Consider the following 15,907-nt stretch of genomic DNA (forward strand, 5'->3'; position numbering starts at 1 on the left):
GCCTTACATTTCCTCTGGGGCGGATACCCCCAGCAGTGTCAATCCGTTATTTAATACCTGCTGCACTGCGCAGGCCAGGGTAATACGAGCGTCGCGTACGGCAGCTTCCTCGCCCAGCATTTTATGAGCGTTGTAATAGGTGTGAAAGTCACCCGCCAACTCTCGTAAATAGTGCGCGAGCGCATGGGGTTCAAACTGCTCGGCCGCGTTGCTAAGAATTTCCGGGTAACGGGATAATTTAACCAACAAATCCTTTTCAACTTCGTGACTCAGCTCTGATAAATGGGTAAGACCTGATTCTGCGTCCCAGGTTTCGCCCTGCTCGGCAAGCTTGCGCAAAATACTGGCAACCCGAGCGTGAGCGTACTGAATGTAGTAGACCGGATTGTCTTTGCTCTCTGATTTAGCAAGCTCCAGGTCAAAATCTGTTGCCTGATCGGCCTTGCGCATAATATAGAAAAACCGCGCCGCGTCGTTGCCCACGTCGTCACGCAATTCTCGCAGGGTAACGAAAGAGCCGGAACGGGTGGACATTTGCACTTGTTGGTCGCCGCGATACAGCGACACGAACTGCACCAGTCGCACCACGAGTTTATCCGGATCAATATTGAGTGCCTGCAGTGCTGCCTTCACGCGGGCAATATAGCCGTGGTGGTCGGCACCCCAAATATTTACCACGGTGTCAAAACCGCGCTCAAATTTATTGAGATGGTAGGCGATGTCAGAGGCGAAATAGGTGGTTTGACCGTTGTCGCGTTTTACCACGCGGTCCTTGTCATCGCCAAAGCGAGTGGACATAAACCACAGCGCGCCGTTGCGCTCTTCGATAAAACCGTTGTCTTGCAGTTTGCGAATGGCGCGATCAACCTGGTCGGGGTCTTGGGTTAGGCTGCGCTCAGAGAACCACTCTTGGTACTCAATGCCGAACTCAGCAAGGTCAGTGCGGATGTCGCCAAGAATCGCATTGAGGCCCTTATTAAAGGTGATGTCGTAATTGTCACCCAGTAGCGCTTTGGCGCGATTGATCAAATCGTCAATGTGCTTTTCTTTGTCACCCTCTGGTGCGTCAGCACGGACACTCGCGAATACATCGCTGGTGCTGTGGTGCAAAATCTTGCCGTGCTCAGCTAATAATTCGCGACCGTAGTCGGCGATATAGTCGCCTTGATAGCCGTTGCTTGGAAACGTGATGTCTTCGCCGCAAGCTTGTAAGTAGCGCAGCCACACGCTGGTGCCGAGTATGTCCATTTGGCGACCGGCGTCGTTGACATAGTATTCGCGGCATACCTTATAACCAATGGCTTCCAGCATATTGGCAACGCTTGCGCCGTAGGCTGCGCCACGGCCGTGGCCGACGTGAAGTGGACCGGTCGGGTTGGCCGAGACAAATTCTACCTGAACTGATTTTTCGCGACTTGCTTGGCGACCAAAGTGACTGCCCTGCGCGAAGATGTCGTGCAGCACCTGGAAGTTGCTCTCTTCATTGACGAAGAAATTAATAAAACCGGGGCCGGCAATCTCGACTTTAACGATGTCGCTGGTGGCGGGCAGCGCGTCAACGATTTGCTGGGCAATCGCGCGCGGATTTGATTTAAGTGGTTTTGCCAGAGTCATGGCAATATTGCTGGCAAAGTCGCCGTGCGCCTTGTCTCGTGTGTGTTCGACCTGAATATTTACCGCAAGCTCGTCTGGCCAAGATTGGGCGCTGCGCAAGGTTTGCAGTGCCTGCTGTATATGTTGGGCGACTTTCTCTTTCATGGTGGGGCAAAAACTCTTTGGTCGAAACAAGGCCGCGTATTATCACTGTTTACGCGGCACGCTGCCAGTGCTGGAGGCGTTTGCTGTGGTCTGATTAGTACCTAAAAGAGGTCGATAGGGTCTACGTCCACCGACCAGCGCAGATTCTGCGGCTTGTTGAGCTGGTCGCCGATATGGCAGGCCGTGTGCAGCTGAGTATGCAGTAGGCTGCGGCGTTCGGCCTGTAAAATAAGGGCCGCCCGAAAACGTCCCGCCTTGCGTGTCATTGGCGCGGGCAGTGGGCCGACAATGCTCCACTGGGTATCGCCAAGTGGCAGCGCTGCTTTGATTTGTTCGAGAAAGTCTTCTGCGCCTTGCAGCGACGTCGCATCTGCGCGAATAACAGCGCTGAAGCTGATCGGCGGTAGTGAAAAAAGTTGGCGTTCGGCGAGTAATTGTTGGGCGAAAGGCTGGTAGCCACTGTTGACCAGCGCTTGCAGCGCCGGATGATCGGGGCAGTGGGTTTGAATATATACCGTGCCGGGCTTGTCGGCTCGCCCGGCTCGGCCGGCGACTTGAATCAAGAGCTGACCGCTGCGCTCTGGACCTCTGAAGTCGGCACTGAATAGGCCGCCATCGATATCGACAATACCCACCAGAGTGACATCTGGAAAGTGATGGCCCTTGGCCAGCATTTGGGTGCCAACCAAAATGCAGGGTTTGCCGGTGCGGATATCGTTCACCAGCGATTGCATGCTGCCTTTTGCGGAGGTTGTGTCGCGGTCAATTCGATAAATCGGCACGTCCGGGAAGTGTCGTCTTAGGCTTAACTCTAAGCGTTCGGTGCCTGGGCCTTGATATATAAGTTGGTGATTGTGGCACTGAGGGCAGATGGTCGGTAGTGGCTCGCTGGCATCGCAGTGGTGACAGCGCAGCTCGCGGCGGCCAAAGTGCACTGTCATTTTGGCGTCGCAGGATTGGCAGTTTGCCAGCCAGCCGCAACTATGACACTGCAGCTGGGGTGAGAATCCTCGTCTATTTAAAAACACTAAAGCCTGATTGCCAGCATTTAATGTGCGAGTGGTGGCGTCGAGCAGTGATTTGCTCAGGCCGTCGTCAAGGGATTCGTTGCGAATATCTAATAGGCGAATGGATGGTGCGCTGGCTCCGCCGGCCCGCTCACGTAATTCAAGCAGCCGGTAACGACTTTGGGCAATATTGTGCAAGCTGTCTAAGCTTGGCGTGGCGCTGCCAAGCACTACTGGGCAGTGGTGATCTGATCCGCGTTTCACCGCGATGTCTCTTGCAGAATAACGCCAGCCATCTTGTTGTTTGTAAGAGGCGTCGTGCTCTTCGTCAACAATGATTAGGCCCAGTTTATCGAATGGAGTGAATACCGCTGACCGGGTGCCAAGCACGATTTTATGCTCGCCAGACTGTATCTTTTGCCAGTTATGCAGGCGTTCGCCGTCGCTTAGTCCAGAGTGCAAGGTGCTGACGTTGGCCGGAAAGCGTTGTTCAAAGCGCTGCAGTGTTTGCGGTGTTAGGCCAATTTCTGGAATCAGCACTAACACTTGTTCACCCCGCGCAAGGCAGCTTTCAATAGCGCGAAGATACACTTCGGTTTTACCGCTACCGGTTACCCCGTCTAGTAAAAAGCGTTCGAAGCGGCCTAGCGTCGCCGTTATTGCGCCTACTGCTGCCTCTTGCTCGCGATTCAATGTCGGTTTTTCGGCCTGCAGGTGACCGGTGTTTGCGCTGGGAGCATCCGCCTTGCTCAGGTAGCCGCCATCTATTAAAGGGTTGAGAATGTTGTTGCTATAGCCTAAGTCTTTAATTTGTCGGCGCGACAACTGCCCGGATTGCTGGACGATAGCAAGCAGACTGCGCTGTTTGTGAGCGCGTGTCGACAAGGGCGGTAGGGTGTGAATTTGATCGCTGCACTGCCAATATTGCGCGGGCTTTTCCTTGGCTTGTTCGGCTTTGCGCAATGTGACAGGAAGCATTTGTTGGATGCAGTCGCCGATGGGGTGGTGGTAGTACTCCGCCCCCCAGCATCCTAACTCAACTAGGTCCGGTGGCAGTGTTGGCCGAGTGTCGAGCACCTTGAGCACGGCTTTCATTTTGTGGCTGGGGATGTCGTTGCTGACGTCGGTGGCAATAATAACTCCGACCAAGCGTCTGGGGCCGAATGGAATGGTCACCCGCATTCCGATCTCGGGGTCTAGCTGTAATGTGTCTGGCCACAGGTAGTCAAAACCTCGGCGCAGCGGGCAGGGGACGGCGATAGTGACAAGTTTCGACATGAAAAAGCGGTTTCGCTACAACAAAGAGCCACAGTGTATAAGAAATAGTGCGGCGGTAAGAGTCTCGTTTTTAGCCCACGGCGCGCCTTGCTTGCTTCTTGAACAATTTCTGTTAATATTCGCCGCCTGAATTTCAAGCTATTTTTTAAGCTTGTCAGCCCTGCGCGGTGCCCGGCAAAAGATCGGGTGGCGGCGACCAATGAGGAAAGACCCATGAAAGCAGATATCCATCCGAATTATGTTGCTATCAACGTAACGTGCAGCTGTGGTAACGCCTTTGAAACGCGTTCTACCTTAGGCCAAGCGCTTCACGTTGACGTATGTGCAGCTTGTCACCCGTTCTATACCGGTAAGCAGAAAATGCTTGATACTGGCGGCCGTGTTGATAAGTTCCGCAAGCGTTTCGGCAGCCGTGGTACCACTAAAGCGTAATATCGCAGCAGTGCTTGGTGGTCTGCGAGTGCAGCCACACTAAGAAAGTGCCTGGTTAAAAATTTGACCGGGCATTTTTGTTTACAGCGTTTGTGTTTGAATATGTAAGTCAGATGTCGCGGTAGCGACTGGTACATTTCGCGCGAGCTTATCGCTAGTGCAAATCACGATGATGTATCCGCTGCCAGCTTTGGGTAAGTAGGTAGTCGGGTGTTGTCGACGAACACATAAATCTTCTTGTCTCGCGGCAGTGCGGCGTTGTCATACAAAGTTATTGTTTGAGCGAATACTTTTACAAATGCGTTTTCATCTTTTGTGAAAAGGCTAAAATCGGGAAATAAAGAATGTCCAAAGATGTGAAACAAGCGGCTCTGGATTACCACTCTCTCCCCACGCCGGGCAAAATCGGCATCATGTTGACCAAGCCCGCTGAAACTCAGTATGACTTGTCGCTGGCCTACAGCCCCGGCGTCGCAGAGCCAGTGCGTGAAATCGCCAAAGACCCACTTAACGCGTACAAGTACACCAGCAAGGGTAATCTCGTTGCGGTGATTTCAAATGGCACAGCAATTTTGGGACTAGGTGATCTAGGTCCGCTGGCCAGCAAACCCGTAATGGAAGGCAAGGCGCTATTATTTAAGCGTTTCGCTGATATTGATTCGATTGATATCGAAGTGGATGCGGAGGATAGTCAGGCGTTCATCGATACCGTTAAACGCATCTCCATCACCTTTGGTGGTATTAATTTAGAAGATATCAAAGCGCCAGAGTGTTTCGAGATCGAGCGCGTATTAAAAGAGATCTGCCCGATACCGGTTTTTCATGATGATCAGCACGGCACCGCTATTGTGACAGCAGCGGGCATGCTGAACGCGTTAGAGATTCAGGGCAAGAATATTGAAACCGCAAAAATAGTTTGCCTGGGTGCGGGTTCCGCCGCCATTGCCTGTATGAAATTGCTGGTGAGTTTAGGTGCGCAATATAAAAATATTTTTATGATCGATCGCCGTGGTGTAATTTACCCTGGGCGCGCGGGCTTAAACCAATATAAAGAAGAATTTCAAAACGATACCGATGCGCGCACGCTAAGTGATGCCATTAAAGATGCAGACGTATTTGTCGGCTTGTCAGGCGCAGATTTATTGAGCGCAGAGATGTTGCTTTCAATGGCACCTAAGCCAATCGTATTTGCCTGCTCTAATCCAGATCCAGAAATTCAGCCTGAGCTGGCGTTGTCGGTACGTGACGATTTAATCATGGCGACGGGGCGTTCGGATTACCCCAACCAGGTAAACAATGTATTGGGCTTCCCCTTTATTTTCCGTGGTGCTTTGGACGTGCGTTCAACGGCGATCAACGAGGAGATGAAGATTGCCGCGGTCCACGCTATTCGTGAGCTGGCAAAAGAAGATGTACCGCAGGTGGTTATAGATGCCTGTGGTGTGGGTGAGCTTTCGTTTGGCCCCAACTACATTATTCCCAAGCCAGTTGATCGCCGTTTGTTAGGTAAGGTGTCTGCCGCGGTTGCACAGGCAGCCGTTGATAGCGGTGTCGCTCAGTTGCCGTACCCTGCGCATTATCCTTTGAGTTAAACGTTTCGTTTGATTCTAAAAGCCGCCTCGCTTTATTGCAGACGGCTTTTTTTATGGTTGGAGTTTAGGGGCTTTAATTTGTTTTTGGCGTCGCGTTTTGGGCAATAATGTCTTGGATGCGGCCTCGCAACCACTCATGGGCGGTGTCGTTGCTGGCGCTGCGATGCCAGTACATCATCATTTCTAGGGCTGGAATTTTGAGCGGTAGCATCGCAGTGTGCAGCGCTAAAAACTGTTGGAAACGCTGGGCTAAATGCAGTGGTAAGGTGAGAAATAAATCTGAGGTGGCGACAATATGGCTTGCCGAATAGTAGCTCTGCCCTCGTAAAATAATATGCCGGTTCAAGCCTTTGCGATTGAGAGTGGCGTCTTCTAATACAACACCACGACTGCGGCCAGACACGGTAATGTGACCTGCATTTAGATATTGTTTCAAGCTGAGGGTTTGCCCGCTTAAGGGGTGATCTTGGCGCATAAGTACGCATAAATTATCTTTGAATAAAAATTGCTGCTGGATACTGTTATCGACGGGCTGTGGAATATCCACCGCCATAGACACTTCGCCGCTGATTAATTGGCGGCTGAGTTGATCGCGGATCAGGCGCTGGCTTTGCAATTTAATACCGGGCGCATGCCTCTGTAATTGGGTAATTAATTCTGGCAGCGCGACAAATTCTATGGGGTCGCCCATGCAGATAGTGAACTGACGTTTTGATGTGCTGGGGTCAAATTCCTGACCTTTGTGCAGGCTTTCCTGCAGGGTTATTAGCGAGTTGGCGATATCACTGGCGATACTGTCGGCAAGGGGGGTTGGCGCAATGCGGCGACCACGGCGCACAAATAGTGGGTCGTCAAAATGCTCTCGCAGTCTGGCAAGGGCGTTGCTCACTGCCGGCTGCGTAATGTGAAGGTCTTTTGCGGCCTCGGTTAGGGAGTTGGCGCGGTAGACCGCATCAAAGACTTTAAATAGGTTTAAATCCATAGTGCTCACTCGCCAATACATTCACTATAGTGATTATATGTCATTTATAAAATAAATTAGACTGATGTGTTGATGGAGTCTATCTTTAATCGGATAACCACAGGAGAGTATTCATGGACTTTAGTCACAGCCCCCGTTGCCAAGAACTCATTGATCGTGTGCGCGCTTTTATAAAAGATCGTATCGCGCCGGTAGAGGCAGATTTAATGCCTGACATATTGGCGGGTAACAGTGGTGGCGACTGGACCCAATGGCGGGTGGATCCAAGAATCGAAACCCTCAAAAAAGAAGCCAAAGAGCAGGGTTTGTGGAACCTGTTTTTGCCCGACGAAGAGCGCGGTGCGGGATTGTCGACCCTCGAGTACGCGCCCTTAGCGGAAGAAATGGGCCGCTCCCATCTCGCGCCCCAGGTGTTTAACTGCAACGCGCCAGACACCGGCAATATGGAAGTGTTGTGGAAGTATGGCAGCGAAGAGCAAAAGCAGCGCTGGTTAGAACCACTGCTAGAGGGCGAAATTCGCTCGGTATTTTTTATGACCGAGCCGGACGTGGCGTCCTCTGACGCGACGAATATGGAAGCGACCATCATAGAAGATGGCGATGATCTGATCCTAAATGGAAAAAAATGGTGGTCTAGTGGCGCAGGTGATCCGCGCTGTGAAATCGGCATTTTTATGGGCGTCAGTAATCCGGATGCTGCCCGACATAGTCGGCACTCCATGGTCTTGGTAGAGATGAATACCCCGGGCGTCACCATCAAACGCATGCTGCCGGTATTCAACCACTACGATGCACCTGAGGGGCATGGTGAAGTGTGGTTCGAGAATGTGCGGGTGCCAAAGACGAATTTAGTGTTGGGTATGGGGCGCGGTTTTGAGATTGCACAGGGTCGCTTGGGCCCCGGTCGTATTCATCATTGCATGCGCGCCTTGGGCGCGGCGGAAAAAGCGCTAGAGTTAATGATTAAGCGCGGCACCACTCGCATCGCCTTTGGCAAACCGCTTATCAAGCTTGGCGGTAATCAGGAGCGGGTAGCCAATCTTCGTATCGCTATCGATCAGGCGCGTCTGCTCACGCTCTACGCTGCGTGGAAGATTGATTCAGTGGGTGCCTTGGCTGCACTAACTGAAATATCCGCGATTAAAGTGATTGCGCCCAATGTATTGCAAGATGTGGTTGACGCTGCCATCCAAATTCACGGCGGTGCCGGCGTATCTAACGACACACCACTGGCGAATATGTTTGCGATGGCGCGGGTGTTGCGTTTGGCTGACGGCCCGGACGAAGTGCATCGCGGCTTAATTGCTCGAATGGAGTTGGCGAAATATAAATAAGAAATTAAATGTTGCGGGAGAAAATGGGCAATGGGATCTAAACGCGTTTTTATCACTGGTGGTGCCTCCGGCTTGGGGCGAGCTTTAGCCAACCGCTTTGCGGATGCGGGATATTCAGTTTGCATTGGTGACGTTGACGATGGGCGCGGCGCGGAAGCGCTCGCGGAGTTGAAGGCCAAAGGTCAGGCGCACTATGTTAATTGTGATGTAACAAAGGAGCACGCCCTGCAAAGTGCGGCCGATTGGCTGCTTAGTAACTGGGGTGGTGTGGACATTGTGATTAACAATGCGGGCGTGGCATCTGCAGGTGGAATCGGCGAATTCTCGATGGATGACTGGGAGTGGATTGTGAATATCAACCTGCTTGGTGTCGTGCGCGGTTGCAAGGTGTTCACACGGTTAATGCGCGAACAGGGCAGCGGACATATTGTAAATATAGCCTCCTTGGCGGGCTTAATATATCCACCCAAAATGGCCTCGTACTGCGCGACTAAAGCAGCGGTAGTGGCCTTGTCAGAGACCATGTCCTTGGAGCTAGATGCCGACAATATAAATGTATCGGTGGTGTGCCCCAGTTTCTTTAGAACAAATCTTGCAGAGTCAGTGCGGGCCTCTGACGCAGATAGCCAAGCCGCGACTCAGCGCTTGGTCAATAAGGCGAAGCTCGGTGCAGATGAAATTGCAGGGCGGGTCTTTAATTCAATTGAAAAGGGCGAGTTTTACATTCTTCCTCATCCTGAGGGGCGCTCGATCTGGCGTTTAAAGCGCTGGCTGCCGTTTAAGCGATATCGCGCCATGATGTTGAAGCAAACAGCGCGGATGATGACGAATAAGCGCAAGGGTTAAGTTGCTAATGGAAAACAAGTCGGTCATCGATGTAGCGGGAACGGTACGAAGTGGGGAGGAGTTAGATATTGCCGCGGTAGATGCCTGGTTAAAGCCACGCATCGCAGATTTGAGTGGTGAGCCTATTGTTACGCAATACAGCGGTGGCGCATCTAATTGGACCTATCGTTTGCAATACCAAAGTCACGATCTTATTTTGCGCCGTCCACCCAAGGGCACCAAGGCAAAATCGGCTCACGACATGGGGCGTGAATATAAGGTACAGGCGGCCTTGGCCCCGCTATTTCCTTTTGTGCCGGAGATGCTGGCGTTTTGTGATGATCCTGCCGTTATTGATTGCGATTTTTACGTTATGCGTCGCATCGAAGGCCTCATCCCCCGCGCCAATATGCCCAAGGGTTTGGCGCTTTCGGCTGAACAAACCCGCGAATTGTGTCTGTCGGTGATTGATAAATTAGTGGCACTGCATCAAGTGGATTATCAATCTGCGGGTCTGGCTTCACTAGGCAAGGGTGATGGTTACTGTGAGCGACAAGTGCGCGGCTGGAGTGGTCGCTATCAAAAATCGAAAACCTGGAATGTACCTAGCTTCAAAAAGGTGATGGCGTGGTTGGCAGATAACACGCCGACCGACGTGCAAACTTGCGTCATTCACAATGATTTTCGTTTTGATAATGTTGTATTGAATCCTGAAAATCCCGCCGAGGTGCTCGGTATTCTCGACTGGGAAATGGCGACCCTTGGCGATCCACTAATGGATTTGGGTAGTGCGTTGGCGTATTGGGTGCAGGCCGATGACGATAAAATACTGCGTGCCACACGGCGCCAGCCCACCCATCTACCGGGGATGTTAAGCCGTAAAGAGGTGGTGTCTTACTACTGTGAAAAAATGGGTTTGAATGCGGACAACTGGGCGTTTTACGAGGTGTTTGGTTTGTTTCGTTTAGCTGTCATTATTCAGCAAATCTACTATCGCTATCATCACAAACAAACGAATAACCCCGCATTTAAAAATTTCTGGTTAATTGTGTGGTATCTCGACCGTCGCTGTCGCCGAATTATTCGGGAGCAGCGTTAATGCCGGCCTTGTATTTAATTCGCCACGGTCAAGCCTCATTTGGAGCGGAGGACTACGATCAGCTCTCTGATCTTGGGCAGCGCCAGTCTCGACATTTAGGTGATCATTTTGCTGAGCAAGGCATCATTCCCAGTGCGGTGATTTGCGGTGGCATGAAACGCCATCGTCAAACCGCGGAACAGTGTTTGGCGGCGATGGGCTTGAGCGACACATTCCAGCAGGGTGAAGAGCATTTCGTATTAGACTCCGATTGGGATGAATACGACCATCTGCAAATACTAGAGGCCTACACGTCGCTGCCTGGGGTTGGTGAGAAAATGGTCCAAGATATGGCTGGCGAGAATCCTAAAGTTGGATTTCAGACCCACTTCTCCCTCGCCATGCAGCGCTGGTGCGAAGGTGAGCACGATCATGAGTATCGTGAAACATGGTCGGTGTTTTGTGATCGCGTTGAGCGCGGATTGCAGGCTGCAGCGAGTGGAAATGGCAATGTATTTGTATTCACATCCGGCGGGGCGATTTCAGCTGTCAGCCGGAAACTGCTGGCCTTAAATAATGTAAAAGCCTTGTCGTTAAGCTGGACACTAGCGAATGCAGCCTACAGTAAAGTGTTGGCGGGTAAGAGCGGCGTCGTTATGGCTAGTATGAATGAGCACAGCCATATAGACGGTAAGCATCGAGAGCTATTGAGTTATCGATAGGCGAGGTCTCTGCAAATACACGTATGTCTGTTCACTCATTACACCTCTTAAGCGGGAATAAATTTTAAAATGGCAAAAAGTATGCGTAAAAATATATTAATCACCGGTGCTAGCTCGGGGCTTGGTGAAGGCATGGCGCGGGAGTTCGCCGCCAAGGGTTGTAATCTCGCGTTATGCGCGCGGCGCTTGGAGCCGATGCAAATACTGAAGGCCGAGTTAGAGGCGGCCTACCCCAATATAAAGGTATTTATTCGCGAGTTGGATGTCTGTAACTACCCGCAGGTTTTTGACGTATTCAAAGCCTTTAAAGAGGATATGGGGAGTTTGGATCGCGTTATTGTGAATGCCGGAATGGGCAAGGGCGCATCGCTAGGTAAGGGGTATTTTGAAGCCAATCGGCGCACTGCTGAAACAAACTTTGTCGGCGCACTTGCCCAGTGCGAAGCGGCGATGGAGATTTTTCGGGCGCAAAATAGCGGTCACTTGGTCACCATGTCGTCTATGAGCGCAGTGCGCGGTATGCCCCGCGCCATTAATATTTACGCTGCCACCAAGGCGGGGCTGAGAACGCTAACAGAAGGCATTCGCGCCGATTTATTGGGTACACCGATAAAGGCCAGCTGTATATTGCCGGGCTTTATTCTCACCGCGATAAATGCCGATTTGAAAAAAGCACCTATGCGGGTAGATTTGGAAACCGGCTGCAGAGCGTTGGTGAAAGCGATTGAAAGAGAGCCGGCTGAGGCCAAAGTGCCCGCGTGGCCATGGGTGCCAGTTGGCTTGGCGATGAAGCTTTTGCCGCTGAGTATCGTGGCGAAAATGACTTAGGGAATGGTCGGACCTCAGGTGTCTGAAGTCCGACAAATAAGCTAGTCGGTGCCGGAGGAAAGTTCAAGGCGGGGATTGAACTTGCGTTGTCGTTGAGCGTTCATTTTCCGACTTCCGACTTCCGACTTCCGACTTCCTATTTCAACTTCTTATACTTCACCCTCTTCGGCCCGGCATTTTTTCCTTTCCGCGCCACAAAGTCTTCATGGTATTCGCTGTAGTTACCTTCAAAGAACACGATGTCGCTGTCGCCCTCGTAGGCCAAGATATGTGTGGCGATACGGTCTAGGAACCAGCGATCATGCGAGATCACCATGGCGCAACCGGGGAAGTCGAGTAGGGCGTCTTCCAGTGCGCGCAGGGTTTCTACGTCTAAATCGTTTGAGGGTTCATCGAGCAGTAAGACGTTGCCGCCTTCTTTGAGTGTGCAGGCTAAATGTAAGCGGCCGCGTTCACCACCAGACAATTCGCCGACGCGTTTTTGCTGATCGCTACCTTTAAAGTTGAAGCGGCCAATATAGGCGCGCGATGGCACTTCATAGCTGCCGATGCGCAATATGTCTGCGCCTTCAGACACGGCTTCCCAGACGGTTTTTTTATCGTCGAGGCCATCTCGCATCTGTTCAACCGATACCAGCTTAACCGTATCGCCAATATCAATGGTGCCGCTGTCTGGGGTTTCTCGGCCGGTGATCATGCGCAGCAAGGTCGATTTACCTGCGCCGTTACCGCCGATAATGCCGACAATGGCGCCTTTGGGTATCGACATACTCAAGTCGTTGATGAGCAGGCGGTCACCGTAGCTTTTACTTACTCCATTAACCTCGATGACTTTGTCGCCCAAGCGCGGTCCTGGTGGAATATAAATTTCATTGGTTTCGCTGCGGTTTTGGAATTCCTGCGAATTCATTTCTTCAAAGCGGGCTAAGCGCGCCTTGCTTTTACTTTGGCGCCCCTTGGCGTTGCTGCGCACCCACTCCAGTTCGGTGGCGATGGTCTTTTTGCGAGATGCATCTGCTTTCGCCTCTTGCGCCAGGCGGGCATCCTTGGCTTCTAGCCAGTCAGAATAATTGCCCTCGTAGGGAATACCGCGACCGCGGTCCAGTTCCAGAATCCAGCCTGCGGCGTTGTCGAGGAAATACCGGTCATGGGTTATGGCTACCACGGTGCCGGGGAAGTCACATAAAAAGCGTTCCAGCCAATGTACTGATTCTGCGTCCAAGTGGTTGGTTGGCTCGTCGAGCAACAACATGTCGGGGTTGGAGAGCAACAATTGACACAGCGCAACACGGCGGCGCTCACCACCTGAAAGAGTTGTTACGTCTGCATCCCATGGTGGCAAGCGCAGGGCATCAGCGGCGACTTCGAGCTTGTGATCAAGGTTGTGCGCGTCGGTGGCTTGAATAATGTCTTCCAGTTGCGCCTGACGTTTTGCCAGGGCATCGAAGTCCGCATCGGGTTCGGCATAGGCCGCATACACCTGGTCGAGTTCGGTCAGTGCATTCTTGGCCTCGGCGACACCTTCTTCGACGTTGCCGCGAACATCTTTGCTCGGGTCTAGAGGTGGCTCCTGTGAAAGGTAGCCGATTTTGGTGCCGGGCTGGGGCCGCGCTTCGCCATTAAATTCGGTATCGAGACCGGCCATGATTTTCAGAAGGGTAGATTTACCAGAGCCGTTTAGGCCGAGTACGCCAATTTTGGCGCCGGGGAAGAACGACAGAGAAATATCGTGCAGAATTTCGCGTTTGGGCGGTACAACCTTGCTCACGCGGTTCATGGTAAAGACGAAAGAACCTGTTTTCCCAGATTTATCACTTTTCGACATAATTTATTTTCCATTTTTCTTTAATTTTCAATATTTTGTGATTTTTTCTCTCAAAGCTTGGCTTGCAAAAAAAAGTCACGTTTCGCTTGCCATAAAATTATTCGTTACTATAATAAAAAAAGTTATGTTTTGGGGGCGCTATGGGCCATAAAATTGAAGAGATAAGGATACAGGGTTACCGGGCAAAAGTGCTACTACAGGATGATGGGATGCCTGTCTTTTACCCCAATCTTTATGTGATGCTTGAGCAATCAGGTCGCGCCTTGAATACTCAGCAAAAGTACCTTGAGCACATCGGGCTGTTTGAAGATTTTCTGGTATATGAATCCATTGATTTGATTGGCCGTTTGGAACAAAGACCAAATTCCCATTACCTGACTGATGAAGAGATTGCCCGTTTTGTCAGTGATGCCGGTTGTCAGAAGGCCACGCTCAATAAAAAGTATTCGGGCGCTCGACTGCTTCCATCCGCGTATGAGTATGTCGGCAAAGTGCATGCCGAGCAGCGGCTTGATGCGGTGCGAAGCTTTCTAGGGTTTCTTTATGACAAACTAGGCGATAGAGCTACGCGAGGTGAGGCCGTCATTGATGTAACACGGCGCTTTAATCGTAAGATAAAGGCTGCTAAACCCGCTTGGAAAAAAACCAAGGTTGGCGACATGAAGGGTCTGAATCAGCAGCAGCGTGAGCGCTTGATAGAGGTTATGCATCCTGCGAGTCCGGAGAACCCCTTTGCAAGCGCCGCCTTGAAACTCCGTAATTACATCGTATTGCTTTTGGGCCTGGACATGGGCCTGCGTCGATCTGAAATGTTGTTGATTAAGCTCAGTGATATTTACTGGGCCAGCGGGGAGTTGGCGGTTGTTGATCTTGAGGACGGTCGTGTAGATACGCGAAAACAGGCTCCCGGATTTAAAACCCAAGAGCGTCAACTTGTAATGGCCGATGAACTGACTTGGGTGCTAAAGGAATATGTGGACAACTACCGTGTTTCGAAGGGGCGGAGCTCTGAGGCGAAAGAGCACCCCTTTTTATTGGTATCTCACCGTCGAAATGAAGGCCGTCCGCTAAGCATTAAAGCGTTGGACGGCATCTTGCCTCGGGTGGGCGAAGCAGTACCTGAGCTAGAGGGTATCCATCCACACCTTTTGCGCCACGATGCAGTCTATACCCTGCTTGAAAGCATGAGAGGTGAGTTGGAGTTGATGACACCAGAGGATCGGACGACTAAGGTTCAAAAGGTTCTAACCTTTGCTTTTGGCTGGAGTCCTGAGTCGAATATGCCTGGACTCTACGGAGCGAAGTTCTGGAAAGAAGAGGCAGATAAAGCGATGAAGAAACGCTCAGATATATTCAAAGCAATACGCGAAGGGGTAGAAGCCCGAATCAGCAAGGGAGGTGCGGAATGAGCATCAAAATTGGAGCGCTTGAAGCCCCTACTTGGGATACTCTTGATGAATGGCTGAATACGCCCAGACCTGCAAGATGTGGCGAGCTTTTTACTCCCGCCAAACCAATGTGGAATGCCGACAGAATGAGCGGCAAAAAGGTTAACTGGCAGGCAGCCATTAACTGTGTGCCAACTGATTGGCAGCGCTGGTTACATGCAGCCTTAGCTTATCGCATGTCTGAGTTACAACAAGGCACGGTAGGGCTCAACAGTTCGGTGTTATCTCGAGCTGCCTCTACAGGGCTTAATCCACTGAATGCAGATCATTTAGTGGATTTACGCGAGCGTTTTAGTGGAAAAGAGTTTTCCTGCCTAGTGGGGTTTATGGAATTTTGGCAGGGGCTTGAATCACTAGAAATGCGACCTTCAAGTGCCCTAATTGATGCATATAAAAATGTACCCAGAAAAAAACAAGGTGGAAGTGACCCCGTTCTTAGCCTAGACCCAGACAAAGGGCCTTTTAACCAGGTGGAGCAGAATGCTCTGCACCAATGGCTGCATGAGCAGTTCTGTCACAATAATTTAGATCCTGAGCGCTATCTCTATGTCAGATTATTAATGATCTATGGGCAACGAGGCATTCAAATCCGAATGTTAATCTTCGACGATTTTATCCATTGCGGCCGAGACTACAAAATTCGAATTCACTGGGCGAAACAAAGAGATGATGACTCAGGCTTTAGGGCGAAGTCAGAGACTTTCAATATAGATGAAGATCTCTATAAACTGGTTCAGTCCTACATGTCTGGCGTCAACTATCTTGGCCGGTCGGCGACAACTATGATGGCCGGTTAGG

The 15,907-nt window shown here is 51.2% G+C and carries 13 protein-coding genes; 9 read left to right on the plus strand and 4 right to left on the minus strand.

The annotated features are described in order from the left end of the window. Window positions 1-3 precede the first annotated feature (3 nt). Both argS and AAC007_RS12525 read right to left on the minus strand, forming a co-directional pair. Entirely contained in the window at window positions 4-1,758 is a 1,755-nt protein-coding gene (argS, locus tag AAC007_RS12520) for an arginine--tRNA ligase (protein WP_339677268.1), read from the minus strand. Window positions 1,759-1,859: 101 nt separating this feature from the next. Further along, window positions 1,860-4,043, minus strand: a complete 2,184-nt coding sequence (locus AAC007_RS12525) for a primosomal protein N' (protein ID WP_295874728.1) — start codon at window positions 4,041-4,043, stop codon at window positions 1,860-1,862. Between the two features lie 213 nt (window positions 4,044-4,256). Here AAC007_RS12525 and rpmE point away from each other — a divergent pair, with 213 nt between their 5' ends. Continuing rightward, on the plus strand, window positions 4,257-4,475 hold the full coding sequence (gene rpmE / locus AAC007_RS12530) for a 50S ribosomal protein L31 (protein WP_219042889.1): 219 nt from the start codon (window positions 4,257-4,259) through the stop codon (window positions 4,473-4,475). A 344-nt stretch (window positions 4,476-4,819) separates the two neighbouring features. Then, entirely contained in the window at window positions 4,820-6,067 is a 1,248-nt protein-coding gene (locus AAC007_RS12535; protein WP_295874733.1) for a malic enzyme-like NAD(P)-binding protein, read from the plus strand. A gap of 73 nt (window positions 6,068-6,140) precedes the next feature. On the opposite strand, the gene AAC007_RS12540 is transcribed toward AAC007_RS12535, so the two are convergent. Further along, window positions 6,141-7,049, minus strand: a complete 909-nt coding sequence (locus AAC007_RS12540) for a LysR family transcriptional regulator (protein WP_295874735.1) — start codon at window positions 7,047-7,049, stop codon at window positions 6,141-6,143. 113 nt (window positions 7,050-7,162) lie between these two features. Here AAC007_RS12540 and AAC007_RS12545 point away from each other — a divergent pair, with 113 nt between their 5' ends. From AAC007_RS12545 to AAC007_RS12565, 5 genes are all read left to right on the plus strand, one after another. Beyond that, window positions 7,163-8,383 (plus strand): acyl-CoA dehydrogenase family protein, encoded by a 1,221-nt coding sequence (locus AAC007_RS12545; protein WP_295874739.1) that lies wholly within the window; start codon window positions 7,163-7,165, stop codon window positions 8,381-8,383. A gap of 30 nt (window positions 8,384-8,413) precedes the next feature. Further along, window positions 8,414-9,229 (plus strand): SDR family oxidoreductase, encoded by an 816-nt coding sequence (locus tag AAC007_RS12550; protein WP_339677272.1) that lies wholly within the window; start codon window positions 8,414-8,416, stop codon window positions 9,227-9,229. A 7-nt stretch (window positions 9,230-9,236) separates the two neighbouring features. Beyond that, entirely contained in the window at window positions 9,237-10,307 is a 1,071-nt protein-coding gene (locus tag AAC007_RS12555; protein WP_339677274.1) for a phosphotransferase family protein, read from the plus strand. Beyond that, entirely contained in the window at window positions 10,307-11,008 is a 702-nt protein-coding gene (locus AAC007_RS12560) for a histidine phosphatase family protein (protein ID WP_339677276.1), read from the plus strand. Before AAC007_RS12555 ends, AAC007_RS12560 begins: the two co-directional genes overlap by 1 nt. Window positions 11,009-11,089: 81 nt before the next feature. Beyond that, the gene (locus AAC007_RS12565) at window positions 11,090-11,836 is read left to right on the plus strand and encodes an SDR family oxidoreductase (protein WP_339677278.1); all 747 of its coding nucleotides are present in this window, start codon (window positions 11,090-11,092) and stop codon (window positions 11,834-11,836) included. Between the two features lie 136 nt (window positions 11,837-11,972). Here the strand turns inward: AAC007_RS12565 and ettA are convergent, their stop codons facing one another. Continuing rightward, the gene (gene ettA / locus AAC007_RS12570; protein ID WP_339677279.1) at window positions 11,973-13,661 is read right to left on the minus strand and encodes an energy-dependent translational throttle protein EttA; all 1,689 of its coding nucleotides are present in this window, start codon (window positions 13,659-13,661) and stop codon (window positions 11,973-11,975) included. Between the two features lie 140 nt (window positions 13,662-13,801). Here ettA and AAC007_RS12575 point away from each other — a divergent pair, with 140 nt between their 5' ends. After that, complete coding sequence (locus tag AAC007_RS12575) at window positions 13,802-15,070, plus strand: site-specific integrase (protein WP_339677280.1); 1,269 nt, start codon at window positions 13,802-13,804, stop codon at window positions 15,068-15,070. Next, window positions 15,067-15,906 carry a hypothetical protein gene (locus tag AAC007_RS12580; RefSeq protein WP_339677281.1) on the plus strand — a complete coding sequence of 280 codons (840 nt, stop codon included), beginning with the start codon at window positions 15,067-15,069 and terminating at the stop codon, window positions 15,904-15,906. The genes AAC007_RS12575 and AAC007_RS12580 overlap by 4 nt, the downstream gene beginning before the upstream one ends. Window position 15,907: the final 1 nt, after the last annotated feature.

The sequence above is a fragment of the uncultured Zhongshania sp. genome, assembly GCF_963975605.1.
In the GTDB taxonomy this organism is placed as follows: domain Bacteria; phylum Pseudomonadota; class Gammaproteobacteria; order Pseudomonadales; family Spongiibacteraceae; genus Spongiibacter; species Spongiibacter aquimaris.